The 21,542-nt window shown below is 71.0% G+C and carries 18 protein-coding genes; 2 read left to right on the top strand and 16 right to left on the bottom strand.

Going from position 1 to position 21,542, the window contains the following annotated elements; all coding sequences use genetic code 11:
• Positions 1 to 9: 9 nt before the first annotated feature.
• The 3 genes from nadD to ACFY9S_RS02260 all read right to left on the bottom strand — a co-directional run bounded on the left by nadD (position 10) and on the right by ACFY9S_RS02260 (position 1,327).
• A complete protein-coding gene (nadD, locus tag ACFY9S_RS02270) occupies positions 10 to 753 on the bottom strand; it encodes a nicotinate-nucleotide adenylyltransferase (RefSeq protein WP_391121654.1) in 744 nt (247 codons plus the stop codon).
• Positions 754 to 838: 85 nt separating this feature from the next.
• Positions 839 to 1,003, bottom strand: a complete 165-nt coding sequence (locus ACFY9S_RS02265) for a hypothetical protein (protein ID WP_180989484.1) — start codon at positions 1,001 to 1,003, stop codon at positions 839 to 841.
• 162 nt (positions 1,004 to 1,165) lie between these two features.
• Positions 1,166 to 1,327, bottom strand: a complete 162-nt coding sequence (locus ACFY9S_RS02260; protein WP_180989485.1) for a hypothetical protein — start codon at positions 1,325 to 1,327, stop codon at positions 1,166 to 1,168.
• Positions 1,328 to 1,451: 124 nt separating this feature from the next.
• Between ACFY9S_RS02260 and ACFY9S_RS02255 the strand changes: the two genes are divergently transcribed.
• Positions 1,452 to 2,573: a M48 family metalloprotease gene (locus tag ACFY9S_RS02255; protein ID WP_391122923.1), complete on the top strand. Its 1,122-nt coding sequence runs from the start codon at positions 1,452 to 1,454 to the stop codon at positions 2,571 to 2,573.
• A gap of 49 nt (positions 2,574 to 2,622) precedes the next feature.
• Here ACFY9S_RS02255 and ACFY9S_RS02250 read toward each other — a convergent pair whose 3' ends face one another.
• The 5 genes from ACFY9S_RS02250 to proB all read right to left on the bottom strand — a co-directional run bounded on the left by ACFY9S_RS02250 (position 2,623) and on the right by proB (position 7,683).
• Complete coding sequence (locus ACFY9S_RS02250) at positions 2,623 to 3,693, bottom strand: hypothetical protein (RefSeq protein ID WP_391121650.1); 1,071 nt, start codon at positions 3,691 to 3,693, stop codon at positions 2,623 to 2,625.
• Between the two features lie 89 nt (positions 3,694 to 3,782).
• Positions 3,783 to 4,385 carry a hypothetical protein gene (locus ACFY9S_RS02245; RefSeq protein ID WP_391121647.1) on the bottom strand — a complete coding sequence of 201 codons (603 nt, stop codon included), beginning with the start codon at positions 4,383 to 4,385 and terminating at the stop codon, positions 3,783 to 3,785.
• Between the two features lie 163 nt (positions 4,386 to 4,548).
• On the bottom strand, positions 4,549 to 5,835 hold the full coding sequence (locus ACFY9S_RS02240; protein WP_391121644.1) for a glutamate-5-semialdehyde dehydrogenase: 1,287 nt from the start codon (positions 5,833 to 5,835) through the stop codon (positions 4,549 to 4,551).
• Positions 5,836 to 5,907: 72 nt separating this feature from the next.
• Complete coding sequence (locus tag ACFY9S_RS02235) at positions 5,908 to 6,366, bottom strand: hypothetical protein (RefSeq protein ID WP_391122920.1); 459 nt, start codon at positions 6,364 to 6,366, stop codon at positions 5,908 to 5,910.
• Positions 6,367 to 6,501: 135 nt separating this feature from the next.
• Positions 6,502 to 7,683 carry a glutamate 5-kinase gene (proB, locus tag ACFY9S_RS02230; RefSeq protein ID WP_391121641.1) on the bottom strand — a complete coding sequence of 394 codons (1,182 nt, stop codon included), beginning with the start codon at positions 7,681 to 7,683 and terminating at the stop codon, positions 6,502 to 6,504.
• Between the two features lie 331 nt (positions 7,684 to 8,014).
• Between proB and ACFY9S_RS02225 the strand changes: the two genes are divergently transcribed.
• Positions 8,015 to 10,066: a hypothetical protein gene (locus tag ACFY9S_RS02225; RefSeq protein WP_391122917.1), complete on the top strand. Its 2,052-nt coding sequence runs from the start codon at positions 8,015 to 8,017 to the stop codon at positions 10,064 to 10,066.
• 96 nt (positions 10,067 to 10,162) lie between these two features.
• Here ACFY9S_RS02225 and ACFY9S_RS02220 read toward each other — a convergent pair whose 3' ends face one another.
• The 8 genes from ACFY9S_RS02220 to rplU all read right to left on the bottom strand — a co-directional run bounded on the left by ACFY9S_RS02220 (position 10,163) and on the right by rplU (position 21,437).
• Positions 10,163 to 11,371 (bottom strand): glycosyltransferase, encoded by a 1,209-nt coding sequence (locus ACFY9S_RS02220; protein WP_391121638.1) that lies wholly within the window; start codon positions 11,369 to 11,371, stop codon positions 10,163 to 10,165.
• Positions 11,372 to 11,573: 202 nt separating this feature from the next.
• On the bottom strand, positions 11,574 to 13,712 hold the full coding sequence (locus ACFY9S_RS02215) for a hypothetical protein (protein ID WP_391121635.1): 2,139 nt from the start codon (positions 13,710 to 13,712) through the stop codon (positions 11,574 to 11,576).
• A 174-nt stretch (positions 13,713 to 13,886) separates the two neighbouring features.
• The gene (locus tag ACFY9S_RS02210; RefSeq protein ID WP_102908710.1) at positions 13,887 to 15,383 is read right to left on the bottom strand and encodes a bifunctional cytidylyltransferase/SDR family oxidoreductase; all 1,497 of its coding nucleotides are present in this window, start codon (positions 15,381 to 15,383) and stop codon (positions 13,887 to 13,889) included.
• A 423-nt stretch (positions 15,384 to 15,806) separates the two neighbouring features.
• A complete protein-coding gene (locus ACFY9S_RS02205) occupies positions 15,807 to 17,357 on the bottom strand; it encodes an alkaline phosphatase D family protein (RefSeq protein ID WP_391121632.1) in 1,551 nt (516 codons plus the stop codon).
• Positions 17,358 to 17,623: 266 nt separating this feature from the next.
• Positions 17,624 to 19,132: an FG-GAP-like repeat-containing protein gene (locus ACFY9S_RS02200; RefSeq protein WP_391121629.1), complete on the bottom strand. Its 1,509-nt coding sequence runs from the start codon at positions 19,130 to 19,132 to the stop codon at positions 17,624 to 17,626.
• Between the two features lie 176 nt (positions 19,133 to 19,308).
• Positions 19,309 to 20,745: a GTPase ObgE gene (obgE, locus tag ACFY9S_RS02195; protein WP_391121626.1), complete on the bottom strand. Its 1,437-nt coding sequence runs from the start codon at positions 20,743 to 20,745 to the stop codon at positions 19,309 to 19,311.
• 102 nt (positions 20,746 to 20,847) lie between these two features.
• Positions 20,848 to 21,102: a 50S ribosomal protein L27 gene (gene rpmA, locus ACFY9S_RS02190; protein ID WP_031130899.1), complete on the bottom strand. Its 255-nt coding sequence runs from the start codon at positions 21,100 to 21,102 to the stop codon at positions 20,848 to 20,850.
• A 14-nt stretch (positions 21,103 to 21,116) separates the two neighbouring features.
• Positions 21,117 to 21,437 (bottom strand): 50S ribosomal protein L21, encoded by a 321-nt coding sequence (gene rplU / locus ACFY9S_RS02185; protein WP_031130898.1) that lies wholly within the window; start codon positions 21,435 to 21,437, stop codon positions 21,117 to 21,119.
• Positions 21,438 to 21,542: the final 105 nt, after the last annotated feature.

The raw sequence follows: 21,542 nt of genomic DNA, 5'->3' as shown, positions 1-21,542 counted from the left end.
CCTCTCGGCTCACTCGCCGCGGTACAGCTCGCGCTTGTCGATGTAGCGCACGACTCCGTCCGGCACCAGGTACCAGATGGGATCGCCCTTGGCGACTCTCGCACGGCAGTCGGTGGAGGAGATGGCAAGGGCGGGAACCTCCACCAGTGAGACACCGCCCTCGGGGAGCCCGGAGTCGTCCAGGTGGTGGCCCGGCCGGGTGGCTCCGACGAAGTGCGCCAGGGAGAACAGCTCCTCGCTGTCCCGCCAGGTGAGGATCTGGGCGAGCGCGTCGGCGCCGGTGATGAAGAACAGGTCCGTGTCGGGGTTGAGCGCGCGCAGGTCGCGCAGGGTGTCCACGGTGTAGGTGGGGCCGCCGCGGTCGATGTCGATGCGGCTGACGGAGAACTGCGGGTTCTCGGCGGTCGCGATGACCGTCATCAGGTAGCGGTCCTCGGCCGGCGAGACGCTGCGGTGGCTCTTCTGCCAGGGCTGGCCGGTCGGGACGAAGACCACCTCGTCGAGGCGGAACGCCGCGGCGACCTCGCTGGCCGCCACCAGGTGCCCGTGGTGGATCGGGTCGAAGGTGCCGCCCATGACGCCGAGGCGGCGCTTGCCCGGCCGCGACGGCCTCGGGCGGGGGCCGTCGGTCCCGCCGGCCACCGCGGAGGCACGGCGGGGCTCCGAGTGTCGCTCGGTACCGCTCGCCGTGTCCTGTGCCGGGTCGTGCGGCGTCTCGTTCGCCGGACCGGTAGGCATGTCCTGCTCTCCCATGCGTGCAGACCCTACCGGCCCTGCCTGAGGGCTCCGGCCGCCCCCGTGGTCCCCCGGGCATCCGCGGCGGGATGCCCCGGCGGTCTCAGCGGTCGCGGTTGAAGCGGGTGGTGATCCACAGCAGGAGCAGCAGGACGAAGAGTGCGCCGCCGCCGGTGAGGTAGGGGTTGAGGCTCTCGTGGTTTCCGCCGTGCTCCTCGCCCTCGGCGGCGAGGGTGACCAACTGGGCAGCGGTGCTGTGGAAGCTCATCTTCGGCAGAACCTATCGCGTGTGGGCGGGATAAAGACGTCGCCTCATCGTAAGCGGGCGCCCGTTCCGCGATCACCCCGACTCCGGCTGTTCGTGCCGCGGGCGGTCACCCGTGCCGCCGCCGGCCCGGCCCGGGGCCCGGCGGGGAACCTTCGCGAGGTCTCAGTCGTCCTTCCGTCTGTAGCCACGCAGCAGGAACCACGCGGTCAGCACACAGCCCACGATCATCACGAGCAGTACGTACCGCAGCATCCCCGGCCCCCCTTGCCGCTCGGCGGCGCTCGCGGCCTCGGCGAGCCAGGCGGCTGCGGGGTGGTGCTCCATGGCGGTGGTCTCCTTCGCTGTACTGCCCGACCACCGTAACTCCGCCTAGGCTGGGCTCTGCCTCGGGGAAGCAAAAGGCCGCACAAGGGGCCGCAAAGGTCACATCAGACGCATGGGGGAAGACATGTCCGACGGCGACGAGCACAACGGGCACGAGCACGTGCCGAGCAGGCAGCGCAGGCGCTTCCCCGGGATCTCCTCGCGTACGTACGAGCACCCGGCCGACCGCTCCGCCCTGGTGGCGCTGCGCAAGCTGAGCGGGTTCGACACGGTGTTCAAGGCGCTCAGCGGCCTGCTGCCCGAGCGCAGTCTGCGGCTGCTGTTCCTGTCCGACTCGGTACGGGTCTCGGACCAGCAGTTCGCCCATCTGAACGTGATGCTGCGGGACGCCTGCTACATCCTGGACCTGGAGAAGGTCCCGCCGATGTACGTGAACCAGGACCCGCAGCCGAACGCGATGTGCATCGGCCTGGACGAGCCGATCATCGTCGTGACGACCGGCCTGGTCGAGCTGCTCGACGAGGAGGAGATGCGGGCGGTCGTCGGGCACGAGGTGGGGCACGCGCTGTCCGGGCACTCCGTATACCGGACCATCCTGCTGTTCCTGACCAGCCTCGCCGTCCGGGTCGCGTGGATCCCCCTGGGCAACCTCGCGATCATGGCGATCGTGACCGGGCTGCGGGAGTGGTTCCGCAAGTCGGAGCTGAGCGCGGACCGCGCGGGTCTGCTGGTCGGGCAGGATCTGCAGGCCTCCATGCGGGGTCTGATGAAGATCGCGGGCGGCAACCACCTGCACGAGATGAACGTGGACGCGTTCCTCGCCCAGGCCGAGGAGTACGAGTCCGGGGGCGACCTGCGCGACTCCGTGCTGAAGATCCTGAACGTGCTGCCCCGCTCCCACCCCTTCACCACCGTGCGGGCGGCCGAGCTGAAGAAGTGGGCCGAGTCGCGGGACTACCAGCGGATCATGGACGGCCACTACCCGCGGCGCGACGAGGACAAGGACACCTCGGTCAGGGACTCCTGGCGGGAGTCGGCGAACCACTACGGCACCCATGTGAAGAGCTCCAAGGACCCGCTGATGAAGCTGGTCACGGACCTCGCGGGCGGCGCCGGTGACCTGGGCGACCGGGTCCGCCGCGGCTTCGGCGGCTTCACCAACCCGTCCCCGACGCCGCCCCGGGGGCCGGAGCCGGACGCGCCGGACTCCTCCGGGGACGACCGGCCGCCGCGCGACGGGAGCTAGGACTGCGCGGGCACGGCTTCCTGGGGTCCGGGCTCGCCTCGGGCCTGACTCACACCTTCGGCTGCGCGCTCGTCGCCAGGGAGCCGCACAGGGCCGTCGCGCTGCCCGTGGCGTAGGGGTCGGTGCCGGCGGGGCCGCCCTCCTTGGCCGTCTGGCCGGCGAGGAGGGGCCGGAGGTGGTTCGTGGAGTCCTCCGCGCAGGAGAGCGGGCCGGCCTGGACGTAGGAGACGACGAGCTGGGCCTGGTGCAGCCGCAGGTCGTCACGGTCGAAGCGGAAGTGCAGCTCGCGCCGGAGGGTGAACAGGGAGACCTCGTCCTCGCCTCCGGCCCCGGCCGGCCGCAGCGCGTACACGGACGTGTGGTCGGCGGTGACTTCAAGGGTGGACGAGTCGGCCTCGGCGGCCTGCAGCGTGCCCTGGACCCGGACCTTGCGGTCGGCGAGCTCGGCGCGCGACGGGTCGAAGCGCACGAGCCAGCCGGTGGGCGCGTGGCGTCCGTCCGCGGTGGGCCGGGCGAAGCTCTGGTCGAACTGTTCCAGCTGGTCGGGGTCGAGCAGCACGCGGACGGCGCGGACCTCACCGCCCGTGAGCACTTCCGGGTCGAGGGCCGACCGGACGACGTAGTCCTTGGCGGTGGTCAGGGCGCTCACGACCTGGCCGTCCGAGAAGTGCGCGGTGCGCCGCGAGGCGGGCAGCGGCACGCCCTCCGCGCCGGTCCTGAACTGTGCGGCGGGGCTGTGCTCGTACAGGGACTCCAGGTCGGCCGTGCCGGGCACCTTGCCCTCGGGGGCGAGCGGGATGACGGTCATCCGCAGGGGCTCGACGGGCTCCCGGGCGGCAGGGGTCTGGTAGGGGTGCCGTACGCCCATGTAGATCGCGGTGCCGAAGGCGACGGCGATCAGCAGGACCAGGACGAGGGCCTGCCGGGACAGACCCCGGCGCAGGGGCGGCCGACGTCGCACGGCGGGCGCGTGGTCCGTGATGCGCTCCTGTGCGGAGAACTCCTGGAGGCGGGCAGCACGGACGAACGACTCGTCGAAGACGACGGATCGATACTCGTCCTCGCCACCTCCGGGGGCGCCCTCGGGAGTCCCCTCAGGTGGGTCTTCAGGCCCGCCCATATCTTCAGGGTAGGTCGCCGGAAGCTCGGGTAAACGCCCCACTGCGGCACAAGTTCTGACAGGTTCTCACCAAAATGGGCGGGTTCCGGTCAGGGGCTGCGGGGGATCACCGAGACGGCCGGCTGGGAGTAGTCGGCGGAAGCCGAGGGGGAGGCTGCGCTGCCCTGTTCCAGTCCGGTCGAGGCGGGCGGTGGCGCGGGTTCGTCGCGGTTGGAGGACGCTCCGCGGTAGACCGCCGTGAAGGCCAGGGCGACCATGCCGATGCCCATCACGAGGGCGAGCATCCAGGCGACAGGGCGGTGCCATCGAACCTGTTTGGAGTACGGCCCCGCGCCGCCGTAGGGGTCCTCGATGATGTCGGGGTCGTCGAGCTCGTCGAGGTCGGGATCACGGCCGAACCCGCCGCGGCCGTCCGAACCGTATCCGTCGTCGAACCGCTCGCCTCTGGTGTGCGTCCGGCGCGCCTCCGCCTCGGAGGCCTCGGCTCTCGCCCGGGCTGCGGCCAGGAGGCGCTCCACTGCGGTCGGCTCGTGCACCACGGCCGCGCGTACGAAGGCCTCGTCGAAGACCACGGAGGCGAACTCTTCGTCCGACACCCCGCGGTCGTGGTCGTCGTCGGGCTCCCGGCCGTCCGGAAACGGCGTGCCCCCCACGTCCTCCGGCACGCATCCAGAGTAGACCTGGGGGGTCATTTTGGGCAGACGGTGTGGAAATTCATCCACCGGTCGAGACGGCTCCCTCGGGGTCCGTGAGGGCGCACGCCCGCCCGGTTCACCCCCGCCGCGCGCCGAGGCGCCGCTCGCACGGCCGGCCCATCCATGCGCCGGCCCGCATACCGCCCTACGCCGAACGTGGTCAGCGCCGGATGTGCCCGTCGCCGGTGACGATGTACTTCGTGCTGGTCAGCTCCGGCAGGCCCATGGGGCCGCGGGAGTGCAGCTTCTGCGTGGAGATGCCGATCTCGGCGCCGAAGCCGAACTGGCCGCCGTCGGTGAAGCGGGTGGAGGCGTTGACGGCGACCGTGGTCGAGTCGACCAGCTGGGTGAAACGGCGGGCGGCCTGCTGGGAGGTCGTCACGATGGCCTCGGTGTGGCCGGAGGTCCACAGCCGGATGTGCTCGACGGCCTTGTCCAGCGAGTCCACGACCGCGGCGGCGATGTCGTACGACAGGTACTCGGTCTCCCAGTCCTCAGCCGTCGCCTCGACCACGGTGGCCTTGGAGTCCTTGGCGTGGGCCTGCACGCGCTCGTCGGCGTGCACGGTGACCCCGGCCTCCGCGAGGGCGTCCAGGGCGCGGGGCAGAAACTCGGCGGCGATGTCCTGGTGGACCAGGAGGGTCTCGGCGGCGTTGCAGACGCCGACCCGCTGCGCCTTGGAGTTGACCAGGATCTCGACGGCCATGTCGAGGTCGGCCTGCGCATCGACGTAGACGTGGCAGTTGCCGGTGCCGGTCTCGATGACCGGGACTACGGACTCCTGGACGACCGTGTTGATCAGGGAGGCGCCGCCGCGCGGGATGAGCACGTCGACCAGGCCGCGGGCTCGCATCAGCTCGCGCACGCTGTCGCGGCTCTCCCCGGGGACGAGCTGGATGGCGTCGGCGGGCAGCCCGGCCCCGCCCACGGCGTCGCGCAGGACGCGCACCAGGGCGGTGTTCGACTGGTACGCCGAGGAGGAACCGCGCAGCAGGACCGCGTTGCCGGACTTCAGGCACAGGGCGGCGGCGTCGACGGTCACGTTCGGCCGGCCCTCGTAGATGATGCCGACGACGCCGAGCGGCACGCGGACCTGGCGCAGGTCGATGCCGTTGGGCAGCGTGGAACCGCGGACGACCTCGCCGACCGGGTCGGGCAGCGCGGCGACGTCGCGTACGTCGGAGGCGATGGCCCGGATCCGCTCGGGGGTGAGCGTGAGCCGGTCGATCATGCCCTCGCTGGTGCCGGCCTCGCGGGCCTTGGCGACGTCCTTGGCGTTGGCCTCGACGATCTCGCTCGTACGGACCTCAAGCGCGTCGGCGATGGCGAGCAGCGCGTCGTCCTTCTCGGCCCGGGGCAGCGGCGCGAGGGTCGCCGCTGCGGCCTTGGCGCGGTAGGCGGCCTGGGTGACCGGGGTCATGGAGTCGTACGGAGAGAGCGTGGTCATGAGGGAAGGGTAGTGCGCCGGGCGGCTCGGTTCATCGTTCGTTTCACAGCGCGAGACACTTCGTGGAACGGGTCAAAACGGGTGAACGCCGACCGGGGACGCGGGCGGCGGCCCGTATCCCTCGGCGATGCGCTGGTGGTAGGTCGCACGGTCGATGACCTCCAGGCCGACGATCTCCCAGGGCGGCAGGCCGGCGGTCTGCCGGTGCTCGCCCCACAGGCGCAGGGCGACGGCGGCCGCGTCGTGCAGGTCGCGGGCCTCTTCCCAGTAGCGGATCTCCGCGTGGTCGACGGCGTACCGGCTGGTCAGGAAGAAGGGATGGTCGTGGGCGAGCTGCTCCAGGGCGCGCCGGACCTCCGGGAGCGGGGCCTCCTTGCCGGAGACGCTGAGGGTGACGTGCCACAGGCGCGGGGTCTCGCCGGGTTCCTCACCCTGGAACCGGTCCCCTGCCGCCACGCTCGTCAGGGCGCGCTCCTCACCGGCCGCGCGGGAGCCGGCACCACCGCGGGACGCCTGAGTCCCAGGGCGCACTCGTCTCACGACGGCCTCCTTTTGCACAGTGGCGCTGCTGCGGAATAGGTCCCCGGGACAAAGTTGAGCAGGCCGCAAGGGATCGCGGGGCGGTTTTGCGGAACGTCCACCACCGGGGGCGGACGTTTCGGCACATTACGGGTGCAGGACCACCAGGTCGTCCCTGTGTACGACCTCGCGTTCGTACGCGGGTCCGAGCTCGCGAGCCAGTTCCCGGGTCGAGCGGCCGATGAGCCGGGGGATCTCCTTGGCATCGAAGTTGACGAGCCCACGGGCCACCGCGTGTCCCGTGCCGTCCCGCAGCTCGACCGGGTCGCCGGCGCTGAAATCACCCTCGACGGCGGCGATCCCGGCCGGCAGCAGCGACTTGCGGCGGTCCACGACGGCCTGCACGGCGCCGTCGTCCAGGGTCAGCGCGCCCTGCGGGGCGGAGGCGTGCTGGAGCCACAGCAGCCGGTCGGCGGAGCGCTTGCCGGTGGGGTGGAAGTAGGTGCCGGTGTCCTGGCCGGTCAGGGCGTCGGCCGCGTGGATGGTGCTGGTGAGGACCACGGGGACGCCGGCGGCGGCCGCGATCCGGGCGGCCTCGACCTTGGTGACCATGCCGCCGGTGCCGACGCCGGCCTTGCCCGCGCTGCCGATCTCGACGTGCGCGAGGTCGGTGGGGTCGCGCACCTCGCCGATGCGGGAGGTGCCGGGCCTGGCGGGGTCCCCGTCGTAGACGCCGTCCACGTCGGACAGCAGGACCAGCAGGTCGGCGCGGACGAGGTGGGCGACGAGGGCGGCGAGGCGGTCGTTGTCGCCGAAGCGGATCTCGTCCGTGGCGACGGTGTCGTTCTCGTTGACGATCGGGAAGGCGCCCATCGCGAGCAGCTTGTCGAGGGTGCGTGAGGCGTTGCGGTGGTGCGAGCGGCGGCTCATGTCGTCGGAGGTCAGCAGGACCTGGCCGACGCGGACGCCGTAGCGGGCGAAGGAGGCGGTGTAGCGGGCGACCAGCAGGCCCTGCCCGACGCTGGCGGCGGCCTGCTGCCGGGCGAGGTCCTCAGGGCGGCGGCGCAGGCCCAGCGGGGCGAGCCCGGCGGCGATGGCGCCCGAGGAGACCAGGACGATCTCGCGCTCCCCGCCGCCCTCCCGTCTCCCGCCGCCACCCTCGGCCGAGGCGCTGCGGGCGGCCCCCTGGTTCCGGACCTTGGCGAGAACGTCGACCAGCGCGTCCACGCGGTCCGCGTCCAGGCCGCCCGAGGCGGTGGTCAGCGAGGAGGACCCGACCTTGACGACGATCCTGCGGGCCTCGCCCACGGCCTGCCTTGCCCCTGCCACGTCGCCGTCCGTCCCCTCACCCGTCGATTCGCTCCCTCACCAGGAATCTACGGGACGGCCGGACGGGGTGCGGCTCCGGTCCACGTTACGGACGGTGCCGCCCGTGTCACGGGACGGCGGTCGCCCTCGTCCGGTCCCGCCGCGCGCAGGGAGGCCGATCTCCTTTTCCCGGCCCACCCGCGACAGGAACGCCGCCTTCCGCTACGGTCCGACAACGCGCGACGGCGGCCGCCCCCCACGCTCTGGCGACACGCGCGTGTCGTCAGGAGGTCGCCGCGCGTTAACCCGGACGGCCGACCTGCGCCGACCCGACGCTCCTGGAGTGACCGCAGTGCCCGTACCTCTCCCCCGCCCGCCGGCCCTTCTCAAGGGGCTGGTCACCGTCGTCCTGGCCGCCGCGTTCGCCGCACAGGCGGTCGCGGCGCTGCTGCCCGACGTTCCGCTGCTGATCGCCGCGACGGTCGTCTCCCTGGCCACCGAGGGCGCCCTGTACCGCTGGCAGCGCGGGGTGCTGTCGCTGTTCGCCAAGTCGCACGCGGACATCACCGTGCGCCACGTCCTGCGGGACCTGCTGCTGGTCGTGGCCCTGCTGCGGCTGGGCGAGCAGGACCGGGAGACGGTGTACGCCCCGCTGGTGGCCGGGCTGCTCGTCTTCTACGTGCTGCACTGCGCGATCCAGGCGGTCTCCGTCCTGGTGCGCCGCACCCGCACCCTGCCCGTCGTGACGCGGAACATCGACGCCTCGGCGCTGCGGCTGTCCCCGGCCCCGTCCGTGCTGCTGCGCCGTCCCGGGCACCGGCTGCTGGTGTTCGGCCTGCCGGCCACGGCCGGGCTGATGGCCAGCGCCCCGGGCGACCGGCCGGTGTACGCGGCCGTGGGCATCGCCCTCTCCCTCGCTCTCGGACTGACGGGCCTCGGCGCGCTGCTGCTGCGGCTGCTGCCGGGCCGTCGTCCGGCGGACGAGCAGGCGGTGCTCGACTGGTTCGACGCGTGGCTGGCCGACTACCGGCCGACCGTCGGCCTGTACTTCTCCGGAGGTGCAGCCTCGGCCTACCAGGCGAACATGTGGCTGGAGCCGCTCGCCGGGCTGGACGGCAGGCCGGTCATCGTGCTCCGCGAGCGGTTCATGGTGCAGAAGATCGCCGCGACGGACATCCCGATCGTGTGCCTGCCGAAGGTGTCGACGCTGATGCGCCTGGAGCACTCCACGCTCCAGGTCCTCATCCACCCGTCGAACTCCGGCAAGACCTCCCAGGTGCTGCGCATCCCCACGATCAAGCACACCTTCGTCAACCACGGCGAGAGCGACAAGCTCTCCTCCTGCAACCCCTACGCGAAGGCGTACGACGAGGTGTGGGTGGCCGGGCCCGCCGCGCGCGAGCGGTACGCGCTGGCCGAGGTCGGGGTCGAGGACAAGGACGTGGTGGAGACGGGCCGCCCGCAGCTGGACGGCGTGCTGCCGTACGCCGGGCCGCCGGCCGGGGCGTGCACGACCGTGCTGTACGCGCCGACCTGGGAGGGCTGGGACGGCAACCCCGGCAACACGTCGGTGATCGCGGCCGGCGAGAACCTGGTGCGGGCGCTGCTCGCGGACCCGGGCGCGCGGCTGCTGTACAAGCCGCATCCGCTGACGGGCTCGGTGGACCCGCGTGCGGGCGCGGCCGATCTGCGGATCCGGGAGCTGATCCGGGCGGCCAACCGGGAGCGGGCGGGGGCGGACCTCTCGGCCCCCTCGGCCCCCTCGGACAGCGCGGAACTCGCCCGCCGCACCGCCGAGCTGGACCGGCTCACGACGTCGGTCTTCCGGGCCGGGGCCGACACCGTGGAGCGGATGCTGGTGCAGTCGGCGCCGGAGCCGGGCCGGGCGGCGGCTGTGGCGCGCGCGACGGCCGCGTGGGAGGAGGCCTACTGGGCCTCGCTGCCGGCGGGCGAGCACCAGATCATCACGGACGCCCGGCCCACGCTGTACTCCTGCTTCAACGTGGCCGACCTGCTGATCAGTGATGTGTCGAGCGTGATCAGCGACTTCCTGGCGAGCGAGAAGCCGTACGCGGTGGCCAACACCAGCGGGCTGCCCGAGGACGCCTTCCGCACGGCGTTCCCGACGGTGGTGGCGGCGACGGTGCTGACGCCGGACGCCGCCGGGGTGCCGGGCCTTTTGGAGACGGTCCGCCACCCGGAGAACGACGAACTGGCGAAGGCACGCGCGGAGTTGAAGCTGCGCCTGCTGGGCCCGGCGGAGCCGTCGTCGCAGGAGCGCTTCAACGACGCCGTCCGGGCGCTGTGCGGGGAGGCCCGCGACCACCGGGCACGGGTGGCGGAGCGGCTGGCCGCGGTGCCCGGCCAGCGCACCGGGACCGCGCTCCCGACCGCACCGCGCTGAGCGGCGGCGGGCGGGGTCACCCCGCGGGCCGCACCTCCCGTGAGGTGATGACCCGCCGTGCCCCGACCGCACCGCGCTGAGCGGCGGCGGGCGGAGTCACGCCGCGTGCCCCACCTCCCGTGAGGTGAGGACCCGCCGTGCCTTGCGCACCGCCCGGCGTACGAACGTCTCGACGCCGCCCTCGCGGTAGCCGGGGAAGGCCCGGGCCTCCCGGGGCTCGGCGAGGTAGACGGAGTCGGGGACGCCCGCGGCGCGGTCCCGGAAGTGCGGGTAGGCCAGGTACACCCGGCGGCCCTTCCTCTCCAGGAGGGCCGCCGCCTGCTTCTTGGCCTTGACGAACTTCACCACGTCCAGGAGCAGTTCGGGGCGCTGCTCGGCGACCAGGTGCAGCCGCAGCCGCTCGTGGACCTTGAGGCGGTGGGCGACGCCCTCGGTCCAGTGGGTGTCCATCAGCGGCTTGGCCAGCTCGAACTTGTGCCGGCGTGTTTCCTCGCTGTCCGTCAGGTACTTCGGGCCGAACTGCGGCAACAGCGTGACGAGGAAGGGCCGGACCATCAGCTGGTCGCGCCGGCCACCCTCCGGGACGAGCTCGGCGATGAGCTCCATCAGGGCCCGCGCGGAGTCGAAGCGCAGCCTGTAACTGCCGCTCTTCGTCACGTGCTTGCCGTCGTCGCGGCCGACCAGGTAGTAGCAGGTGTGGTCGGCGACCACGGATACGCCGTTCGCGCGCAGATACGCCTCCATGGTGAACAGCGCGTCCTCGCCGGTGAACAGCGACTCGTCGAAGCGCATGCCGTGCCGGTCCAGCAGTTCGCGGCGGAACAGCTTCTGCGCGCTGAGTGTGAACTTGATGTTGGAGGAGAAGACGTCCGTCCGCTCCACCGTCCTGCCCCACATGGATTTCGGCGCCGAGCGGTTGACGCCCTCGACCTTGCCGAGCACCACGTCCGTGCCCGCCCGGTCGGCCATGCCGACCATGCGCTCCAGGGCCTCGGGACCCAGCCGGTCATCGGCGTCGAGGAAGAAGACGTAGCGCCCGGTGGCCTTGCCGAGGCCGACGTTGCGCGGGCCGCTGGGGCCGCCGGAATTCTCCTGCCGGATGACCAGGACATGCATGGGAGCCCGCTCGGCGAACTCCTCCAGGTACTCCCCCGTTCCGTCCGTCGAACCGTCGTCCACCGCGATGACCTCGACGCGCATCGGATCGATGGTCTGTGCCTCGACGGACGAGAGGCACTCGATCAGATACGGCATCGCTTCGTACGCCCCGATGATCACACTCACATCAGGCTGCGTCACGGTCACGTTTCCCCCTAGTCAATGGGATATTCCCCCGTATCGCCTCATTCGCTACTTGATAGACGGGTGATCGAGGCAAGCGGTTGTCTCGCACACATGTGTAAGTGGGACACGTCACACATTGACCCGACAGGGCCCGGGAAGCAGAAAGAGTTCGGCCCCGAGGAGCAGCTCCTCGGGGCCGAACTCTTCAGTCAGCGGCGGAAGTTCAGCCTGCGCCGACCCCGTCCGTGTCACCGGCCGCGGCCACCCGCTGCCCGGGCACGGCGTTCGCCAGCTCGCCCTCGGACTCCGCGAGGGCGGCCGCGTCCCGTGACTGCTGCCCGACGTTGCGCGTCTCGGCCTTGAGGGCGAGGTTCGCTACGGCGGTGTTGAACTGCTCCAGGGAGGTCGGCTCGTCCGGGCCCAGCAGGTACTGCTTGAGTTCCTTGCGGTCCCCGGCCAGCGGGTCGGCCTCCGGGGCGCGGACCGCGTCGAGCAGCTCGCCCAGCTCGGATGCGCTGTTGGACAGGATCACCGCGGCACGCACCGCCGTGTTGTTCCGCTTGAACTCCTCCACTCCCACTTCGGCGGAGTCCGTGACCGCGTACGGCTTGCCGCTCGCGATGAAGTCGGAGACCACGCTGGAGATGTCGGAGACCATCGCGTCGGAGACGTTGAAGCAGTCGTACAGCCGCGGCTCGGCGCCGGTGATGACGCGGTGCTCCCAGGACGGGAAGGAACGCCAGTAGGCGTCGTTCCACTGGGCGCGCAGCCGGGCGGCCTCCTCGTGCCGGGCGACGTCGATCAGCCCGTCGCGGGTGGCCACGGCCTCGTCGCCACGGTCGTTTCCGGAGCCGGACAGCTCCGCGAGCCGGGCCTCGATCCGGTCCAGCTCCGCCTTGGCCTGCGCCTGGGCGGCGGTGTCGGCGATGAACCGGGGGTTGATGGCACGCTCCGCGGCGGCCTTCTGCACCAGGGCGGTGATCCGCCGGTGCGCGGCGCCCGCTTCCTTGCTGACGTTGCCGGTGAACGGGTGCGGCTTGTACAGGACGCGGACCGGCGGGTCGGCCTGCACGAGCTGCTTCACGATGTTCTCGCCGGCCAGCACGATCGAGGTGTTGCCCGGGTTGCCGTCCCAGCCCTCCCAGGTGGGGGCGTACAGCACCGTCGGGCAACGTCCGTCAGCGGCTCCGCCGCGGGGGCTCTCGGGGACACCCTGCCAGGTCTTGATCGGGGCGAGCTGGGGGCGGCCGACCTCGACGATGTCCTCGTCGCGGACACCGACGTCGGCGATGGCGTAGCGGTCGCGGCCGGCGCGGCCGGCCGTCCACACCTCGTCGTAGACCTTGCTGTACGGGTTGACGCTGGCGAGCTTGTCGCTGTCGCCGTGGCCGATGAAGACGTGCTTGATGGTGGGCACGCGCAGCATGTGGATGTTCTTGCCGACGTTGGCCGCGTAGAGGGCGACGCGCACCGTGGACAGGTCCATGTTCATCAGGTGCACCCCTCCGGGCACGCAGATGACGGGGACCGTGGTGGGCGCCAGACTGTTCAGGATGGCCCGCTCACGCAGAATGATCAGCGGCTTCGACTCCAGCTTCTCCATGGTGTCGAGCCACATGTTGACCTGGTAGGCGGAGTCCTTGGAACCGGAGAAGTACAGGACCGTCTCCGGCTTGTACTCGCCCAGCCAGTCGTCGACGGCGGCCAGGACCCTCTCGGCGTTCGGCGGAATCTTCCGGCCGCGCACGTACGGCACGAGCGCCAGGACGTACAGGGTGGCCACGGCCACGGTGATGCCGATGCCGATGAAGCCGATCAGGGCCGACTTGACCTGCGCGGCGACCAGGATGCCGACGACCGCCGCGAGGTCGAGGTGGAGCATCTTCTCGGCGGAGCGGTGCAGCAGCCCGCGGGGCGGGGCGTCCGGGATGCGGATGCGGGAGGCCAGGTCGACGTTGCGGGTGGCGACCGGCATGCGGCGGCGGTTGCGGATCAGCTGGACCAGCGCGCCGTGCGGGGCCTGCAGACCGTAGAAGGCGATGAAGCAGGCGATCGCGCCGTAGTAGATCAGGTTGTCCGCGAGGGACAGCCGGGCCAGCAGCAGGACGAGCAGCAGCTGCCGGATCAGGAAGCGGATCGACAGTCCGGCCCGTACCTTGCCGAGGCGGTTGATCAGGTAGCTGCCCTTGCGGTGCAGATAGTGGTCCGCCAGGTACGTCACGGCGGCCGCTGCCGCGAAGGCGGGAACGCTCGGGACGAGCGCGGCCAGCATGAGGGCGGGGAAGCCCGCCACCATGAGGACCGCCGCGGCCAGCTCGGCCGCGCTGCCCACCCGGGCGACGCGAATAGCGGTGGATATCACGGAGAAACCTGCTCTTGGGAGGGGTGTGCCGGTCTTGGTTCTGGAATGCGGCTGGTCTGTGAATATTCGCGAGACGGTATGGATTCAGGCCCCTGCGAACACTCCTGTCGACGAAAACCCGTTAACAGGAGGGCGCAGAGGCCTGAATTACTGAAGTCTATTTGGCGCCAATTATTACACGCCGTCCTGCCGGTCCAGCACCGTGGCCAGTGCCTGCTCGAAGCCGGTGGCCCGGGCCGCGCCGGCCGTCGGGTCCTGCTGGCGGACGTCGATGACGTGTCCGGTGAGCTCGGAGAGCAGCACGTCGAGCGAGGTGCGCGCCACGGCCTCGGAGGACAGCAGGGAACCCGAGGGCTCCTGGCCGAACGCCTTGGTGCGCATGGGGGTGGCGGTGCGCTCGGGGTTGATGCAGTTGACGCGGACGCCGTCGCCGGCCCACTCGTCGGACAGCGCCTGGGTGAGGTTCACCATGGCGGCCTTGGTGGAGGAGTACAGGCTGTACTCGGCGCGGCCCCGGGTGTAGCTGCTGGAGGTGTAGAGCAGCAACTGGCCCTTGGTCTCGGACAGGTACTTGTACGACGACCGGGCGATCTGCACCGGGGCCAGGTAGTTGACCTTCAGCGCCTCCTCGATGGTGGCGTTGTCGGTCTCGGCGAGCTTGCCTATGCGCAGCACACCGGCGGTGTTGACCACGTAGTCGATGCGGCCCGTCTCGGCGTAGGCCTTGGACAGGGCGTCGTCGACCTCCTCCGGGTTCTCCACGTGGGTGCCGGTGGTGGAGCGGCCCAGCGCGTAGACCTTGGCGCCGTAGGCCTCGGCGAGCTCGGCGATGTCCTTGCCGATGCCGTAGCTGCCGCCGAAGACGACCATGGTCTTGCCGGTCAGCAGGGCACGGTAGGCCTCCTCGGAGACCTGCTCGGGCGCGGCCGTGGAGGCGAGCTGGAAGAGCTTGTCGGCGATGAAGACGTCGACGGGCTGGGTGACCTTCATGTTGTACTCGTCACCCGCGACGACGTGGATCGGCACGTCCGGCAGGTACTTGAGCACGACGGAGCAGTCGTCGGTCGCCTGGAAGTTGGGGTCGCCGGCGGCGACCTCGTAGGCCCGCTTGATCGTGGACAGCTTGAAGGCCTGCGGCGTCTGGCCGCGGCGCAGCCGGGAGCGGTCCGGGATCTCGGTGATGAACTCGCCGTCCTCGCCGTGCGTGCGCGTGACGATGATGGTGTCCGCGGACGGGATGGCCACGTCGACGGCCTGGTAGCGCTCCAGGGCGACGACGCAGTCGTCGATGACGCGCTGCGAGAGCAGGGGGCGCACGGCGTCGTGGAAGAGGACGTTGGCGTCCTCGCCCTCGGCCAGGCCCTCGCCCAGCGCGGCGATGGCGCGCTCGGTGGTCTCGTTCCGCGTGGAGCCGCCCTCGATGACCTTCGAGACCTTCTTGAATCCGGCCTTCGCGACGATCTTCTCGATGTCGGGCACGTAACCCGGCGCCATCAGCACGATGATGTCGTCGATCGAGTCGGCGTTCTCGAAGGTGGTCAGCGTGTGCTCGATGACTGCCTTGCCGGCGATCTTCAGCAGCTGCTTGGGGATCGACAGACCCACGCGCTGGCCGGTGCCACCGGCCAGGATCACTGCGGTGGTACGGGGCTTGGCTATGTGCTGGGACACAGGTGACCTACCTTGGGGCGACAGGGAACTCGGAAATGGTCCCACTTGTGGTTACCGCAATGCAAGGTGAGCGACCTCCACCACATATGTGCGCGCAACCCCTCATTCACCTGGTGACGCCGGTGATTGGCGAGACGGTTCCGCCGGCGATGCAGGCGCCTCGGGAATTGCTGTGAGTAACTCCACAGAAGCGCAGCGGCGCCGAAGCCGCTCGCGCCGGCGGCGACCGAGGACCCGCACGAGTTCCTTGGACGATGTCCGCTGCACAGTACGCGCTTTGCGGGCGTGCCCGGCGCCACAGGCGATGGCGGCGCCCGCGGAATTCCTGGTCAGGATTCCGCGGCATTTCGGTCTCGGCCGGAGCGATACGCCGTGAGCCCGGGACTCCGAGGAGTCCCGGGCTCACGCGCCATGCGGGTTCGGTCAGACGACCTCGACGCCCGGGCGGCCCGCCCGGACCCTCAGCCGGGCCAGTGTGCTCGGGGCCGCCGTGGGCCGGCGAACCGTGTCGACCACTCTGACCTGGGCGTCGATGCGGTCGCGGCGGACGTCGAAGAGGTGGTAGCCGCGGTGCGCGTCGAGCAGCTTCCAGTGCGGGTTGTCCGGGCGCCGCGGGTCCCACTCCCGACGGAAGGCCTCCTGGTCCTGGTCGCCGTTGCTGGAGATGGAGGTGCCGACGAACTCGGCGCCGACGACCCTGGAGCCCGGGTCGGCGTAGTCCTCCTTGAGGTCGCTGATCATCGTCAGGTGCCGGTCGCCGGAGAGCACGACCGGGTTGCGCACCCGCCTGAACTCCTGAAGGAACCGGTTGCGTTCGGCCTGGTAACCGTCCCAGGCGTCGTAGAACCAGAGCTTGCCCTCGCCGACCTTGAGATCCGTCTCGGCCATCATGATCTGGGAGGCGATGAGGTTCCAGCGGGCGGGCGAGTCCTGCAGCCCGTTCAGCAGCCACTGCTTCTGCCGCGCACCGAGCATGGTCAGCGACGGGTCCTGGGCGCCGTCCTGGCTGGTGGCCTGGTCACTGCGGTACTGACGGGTGTCCAGGACGTTGAGCCGGGCCAGGCGGCCGAACTCCAGGCGGCGGTACATCCGGATGTGCGGGCCGTTGGGGACGGCGGTGGCACGGACCGGCATGTGCTCGTAGAACGCCTGGTAGGCCGCGGTGAGCCGGGCCACGAACGCGTCGTGCGGCTGCTTGCCGGGGTCCTGCGGGATCTCGCCGGCGAAGTCGTTGTCCACCTCGTGGTCGTCGAAGCTCACCACGAAGGGCGCGTTCGCGTGCATCGCCGCGAGGTCGGGGTCCGTCCGGTACTGGGCGTACCGATTGCGGTACTGGACGAGGCTGAACGGCTCCCCGGTGCCCTCGTGCCGCCGCAGGGCCGTCGCCGAGGGCGTGGATTCGTAGATGTAGTCGCCGACGAAGACCACGACGTCCGGGTCCTGGTCGAGCATGTCTGCGTATGGCGTGAAATAGCCGTGCTGCCAGTTCTGGCAGGAGGCGAGGGCCATGCGCAGGGAGCCACCGGAGCCGTGGGGGTGGGGCGCGGTGCGGGTGCGGCCCACGGGTGAGAGCTGTCCGCCGGTGCGGAAGCGGTACCAGTAGGTACGGCCCGCGCGCAGCCCGCGTACGTCCACGTGAACGCTGTGCCCGTACTCGGGCCGGGCCTGGGCGGTGCCCCGCCGGACGAGCTTTCTGAACCGGTGGTCCTCCGCGAGCTGCCACTCCACCGGCACGACCCGGTCCGGCATGCCGCCGCCGTTCAGCGGGTCCGGGGCGAGTCTGGTCCATAGCACGATGCCGTCCGGAAGCGGGTCGCCCGAGGAGACGCCGAGGCTGAACACCCCGTTGGGCAACGGTGGTTCGGCCGCGCGGGCGGCGGCCGGAAGCCACAGCTGGGCGGAGGCCACGGTGCCGAGCGCCGCGGCACCGGCGGTCAGAAAGCGGCGTCGGTCGGGGGATACTGCTCCGGTCATCGGCTGACTCCCTTACCTCGCTGGCCACTTGGACACTGGGAAGCTTCACGCTCGCGGGCGGTCCGCCCGCTGAACGCCAGGGTTCACGTACATGACAACTAAGCAGCCAAAAAGAGACCCGCCGCCAGCGCTGGAACAAGCCGTTGCCGAGGCGGGTCTGACAGGTGATCAGTCGGCGAAGCCGGTGCCGGGGCGGGCCTGCCAGGCGATCAGCCGGCGAAGCCGGCGCCCGGATGCCGCTTCCCGAAGCGAGGCCTGACAGACAATCAGTCGGCGAAGCCGGTGCCGAGCCGCGCCGCCGTGGCGGTGGTGCCGAGGAGTGTGTTGCCGAACGTCGTGGTGGCGTCGGGGCTCACGACGGTTGCCGGGGCGGACCTGAAGTACCACACGGACCCGGCGTTGCCGTTCTCCCCCGGTGCGCCCGCCGCCAGGTCGGCGAGGCCGTCGTGGTCGGCGTCCGCGAGGTGGACGGCCCTGCCGAAGGCGTCGCCCTTCTCGGGAGTGCCCGGCACGCCGGGCGTGTCCTGCGTGACCACCTGGGCGCCGGTGCCGGTGAGCCCGCGTGCGGTGCCGGGCAGCACGACGACGGCTCCCGCGTCGGCCACGGTGCCCAGGTTCTCACCGGGCAGCCCGGTCGCCACGTCCGGGTGTCCGTCGCCGTTGACGTCGGCGATCCGGACGTCGGTACCGAAGCCGTCGCCCGCCTCGGCGCTGCCGGGCACGCCGGGGCTGTCCTGGTTGAGGTGCTCGGCCTTCACACCGTCGGGCCCGTCCGGACCGCCCGGTATCCAGGTGACCCGGCCGCCCTTCGCGGCGGGGGTGTCGAGGTCGCTGTCGTACCCGTCGACGGCCCGGCCGACCACGATGTCGTCGTAGCCGTCCCGGTCGACGTCCCCGACGTCGAGGTTCTCGCCGCCCTTGAGCCGGTAGCCGTCGGCGCCCTGCACGGTGATGTACGGCGTGAGTCCCCGCTCGGTGCCCATCCAGTACACGACCCGGCGCGCGTCGAACTCGTCGCCGTCGATCTGGGCGCCGACCACGTCCGTGACACCGTCGCCGTTGACGTCGCCAATCGCCAGGTCGAGGTAGCGGCTGTCGAACTCGTCCGTCAGGAGCTGCTCGCCGTGGGCCGTGGAGCCGTCCCGGGCGAACGGGCCCTTCAGCACGCGCAGGTTGAACTGGTTCTCGACGGTCACCAGGTCCTCGGCACCGTCACCGTTGATGTCCCCTACGGTCAGGCGCCCCTGACGGCCGAGCCAGTCGTAGGCCTTCCCGGTGGCCAGGACGGCCCCGCCGGCCAGGCCCTTCGCACCGCCCCACACGACCTCGACCAGCCCGGACTCCGCACCGCCGTCGGCCGTGTCCTCGCTTCCCACGCCGACCACCAGGTCCGCGTACCCGTCGCGGTCGAGGTCGGCGGTGGTGAGCGCGCTGCCGAACGCGTCGTCCGTCTCGGGGCTGCCCGGTACGCCGGCCGTGCTCTGGCTGAACACCTGCCTTGTCGTCACGTCCAGCCCGCTCTTGGAGCCGTAGACCACGGCGACGTATCCGGCGCCCTTCTTGCCGCCGACGGTCGCGGTAGGGGCGGCCACGGCGAGATCGGCGTAGCCGTCACCGTTGAAATCGTCGCGGAGCTTCGCGGCGCCGGCCGGGGCCGCGGGGGCCGCGTCGGCGGCCTGTGCGGCCACCGGGGCGGTGACGGCCACGACGACCGTGACGGCCGCCGCCACTGCGGCTCCTCGGCCGATCCTGCGCTTGCTTCGGGACTGGGGCACGTGAACTCCGGTGATCTGCTGGGTCATTGCGGCACGGCGAGGAACAAGATCCTCATCCGTGCCGCCCCGTACGACTCACCGGTGCACCACTTGGTTGCCTTGGGATCGTTGCGCATGCGATTCCCGTCTACCGACGAGCCGAGCCGCCCGGTCCCCAAGGCCGCTGCCGAAACCGATCAGAACGGCTCGAAGTCGTCGAACTCCTGCTGCGCCTCGTCCCGTTCGGCCTGCCGGTCCTTGCGGCGCTGCGCGGCCGGCCGCTCGCCCTCGAGCCGGTGGTCCTCACCGCGTCGGCCGAGCATCTCGGCTCCGGCCGTCATGGACGGTTCCCAGTCGAAGACGACCGCGTTCTCCTCGGGGCCGATGGCGACGCCGTCGCCGCCCCGCGCGCCCGCCTTCATCAGCTCCTGCTCGACACCGAGCCGGTTGAGCCGGTCCGCCAGATAGCCGACCGCCTCGTCGTTGTTGAAGTCGGTCTGGCGCACCCAGCGTTCCGGCTTCTCACCACGCACCCGGAACAGGCCGTCGGCCTCCTGCGAAACGGTGAAGCCGGTGTCGTCCACGGCCTTGGGCCGGATCACGATCCGGGTCGCCTCTTCCTTCGGCTTCGCGGCCCGCGACTGCGCCACGAGCTCCGCGAGCGCGTACGACAGCTCCTTCAGGCCCATGTGCGCCACGGCCGACACCTCGAACACGCGGTAGCCGCGCGCCTCCAGGTCGGGCCGCACCATCTCGGCCAGATCCTTGCCGTCCGGTACGTCGATCTTGTTCAGGACGACCATCCGCGGCCGCTTGTCCAGCCCGCCGTACTGCCGCAGCTCCTCCTCGATGATGTCGAGGTCGGAGACCGGGTCACGGTCCGACTCCAGCGTCGCGGTGTCCAGGACGTGCACGAGCACACTGCACCGCTCCACGTGCCGCAGGAACTCCAGGCCCAGGCCCTTGCCCTGGCTGGCCCCGGGGATCAGCCCGGGCACGTCGGCGATCGTGTACACCGTCGAACCGGCCGTGACGACACCGAGGTTCGGAACCAGCGTGGTGAAGGGGTAGTCGGCGATCTTCGGCTTGGCGGCGCTCAGCACCGAGATCAGCGACGACTTGCCGGCACTCGGGTATCCGACGAGCGCCACGTCGGCGACGGTCTTCAGCTCCAGGACGACGTCATGGAGGTCCCCCGGCTCACCGAGCAGCGCGAACCCGGGCGCCTTGCGTCGCGCGGAGGCCAGCGCCGCGTTGCCGAGCCCGCCCCGGCCGCCCTGGGCGGCGACGTACGACGTGCCGTGCCCGACCAGGTCGGCCAGGACGTTGCCCGCCTTGTCCAGCACCACCGTGCCGTCCGGCACCGGCAGGACGAGGTCCTGCCCGTCCTTGCCGGAGCGGTTGCCGCCTTCGCCCGGCTTGCCGTTGGTGGCCTTGCGGTGCGGGGAGTGGTGGTAATCGAGCAGCGTGGTGACCGACTGGTCGACGGTGAGGATCACGTCCCCGCCGCGCCCGCCGTTGCCGCCGTCCGGCCCGCCGAGGGGCTTGAACTTCTCACGGTGGACGGAGGCACAGCCGTGGCCTCCGCTACCCGCGGCGACGTGCAGCTCGACGCGGTCCACGAAGGTGGTCATGGGATGTGCCTCCAGTTACTGCGGGAATGTCTTTGGGTAACACGCGAAAGGCGGACCCGCTTCCCGTGAGGGAAGTGAGGTCCGCCTCGCGAAAGTTTCCGATCAGGCGACCGGAACGATGTTCACGACCTTGCGGCCACGGTGGGTGCCGAACTGCACCGAACCGGCCGCGAGGGCGAACAGCGTGTCGTCGCCGCCACGGCCGACGCCGGAGCCCGGGTGGAAGTGGGTGCCGCGCTGACGAACCAGGATCTCACCCGCGTTGACGACCTGACCGCCGAAGCGCTTCACGCCGAGCCGCTGGGCATTGGAGTCGCGACCGTTCCGGGTGGACGATGCGCCCTTCTTGTGTGCCATTTCTCCTCAGTCCCTTACTTCGCAGCCGCGGGGATCTCAGTGACCTTGATCGCCGTGTACTGCTGGCGGTGGCCCTGGCGACGGCGGTAACCGGTCTTGTTCTTGTAGCGCAGAATGTCGATCTTCTGGCCCTTGTGGTGGTCCACGACCTCGGCCTGGACCTTGATGCCGGCCAGCACCCACGGGTCGCTGGTCACGGCGTCGCCGTCGACAACGAGCAGGGTCGAGAGCTCGACCGAGTCGCCAACCTTGGCAGTGGAAATCTTGTCAACCTCAACGATGTCGCCGACAGCAACCTTGTGCTGGCGACCACCGCTGCGCACGATGGCGTACACGCGGAACTCACTCTCTAGCTCGGGAAACGGCACCCCCGCAGGCCAGCCGCCCGCTCAGCGAGCGGCCTCTCCTGGCGCCCGGCGCCCGGAGGATGAGGTTTACGG

Source organism: Streptomyces sp. NPDC012474 (assembly GCF_042955185.1).
Taxonomy (GTDB): Bacteria; Actinomycetota; Actinomycetes; order Streptomycetales; family Streptomycetaceae; genus Streptomyces; species Streptomyces cahuitamycinicus.
Note: the sequence above shows the minus strand (reverse complement) of the source record. Positions and strands in the feature narration are given on the sequence as shown.

What these genes read in the sequence shown, in the direction of transcription:
- ACFY9S_RS02260 (WP_180989485.1), bottom strand. Translation starts at nt 1,327, where the DNA reads ATGGAGCACCACCCCGCAGCCGCCTGGCTCGCCGAGGCCGCGAGCGCC.
- rpmA (WP_031130899.1), bottom strand. Translation starts at nt 21,102, where the DNA reads ATGGCACACAAGAAGGGCGCATCGTCCACCCGGAACGGTCGCGACTCC.
- ACFY9S_RS02205 (WP_391121632.1), bottom strand. Translation starts at nt 17,357, where the DNA reads ATGACCGGAGCAGTATCCCCCGACCGACGCCGCTTTCTGACCGCCGGT.
- ACFY9S_RS02240 (WP_391121644.1), bottom strand. Translation starts at nt 5,835, where the DNA reads ATGACCACGCTCTCTCCGTACGACTCCATGACCCCGGTCACCCAGGCC.
- ACFY9S_RS02250 (WP_391121650.1), bottom strand. Translation starts at nt 3,693, where the DNA reads ATGGGCGGGCCTGAAGACCCACCTGAGGGGACTCCCGAGGGCGCCCCC.
- ACFY9S_RS02265 (WP_180989484.1), bottom strand. Translation starts at nt 1,003, where the DNA reads ATGAGCTTCCACAGCACCGCTGCCCAGTTGGTCACCCTCGCCGCCGAG.
- nadD (WP_391121654.1), bottom strand. Translation starts at nt 753, where the DNA reads ATGGGAGAGCAGGACATGCCTACCGGTCCGGCGAACGAGACGCCGCAC.
- ACFY9S_RS02245 (WP_391121647.1), bottom strand. Translation starts at nt 4,385, where the DNA reads ATGACCCCCCAGGTCTACTCTGGATGCGTGCCGGAGGACGTGGGGGGC.
- ACFY9S_RS02255 (WP_391122923.1), top strand. Translation starts at nt 1,452, where the DNA reads ATGTCCGACGGCGACGAGCACAACGGGCACGAGCACGTGCCGAGCAGG.
- obgE (WP_391121626.1), bottom strand. Translation starts at nt 20,745, where the DNA reads ATGACCACCTTCGTGGACCGCGTCGAGCTGCACGTCGCCGCGGGTAGC.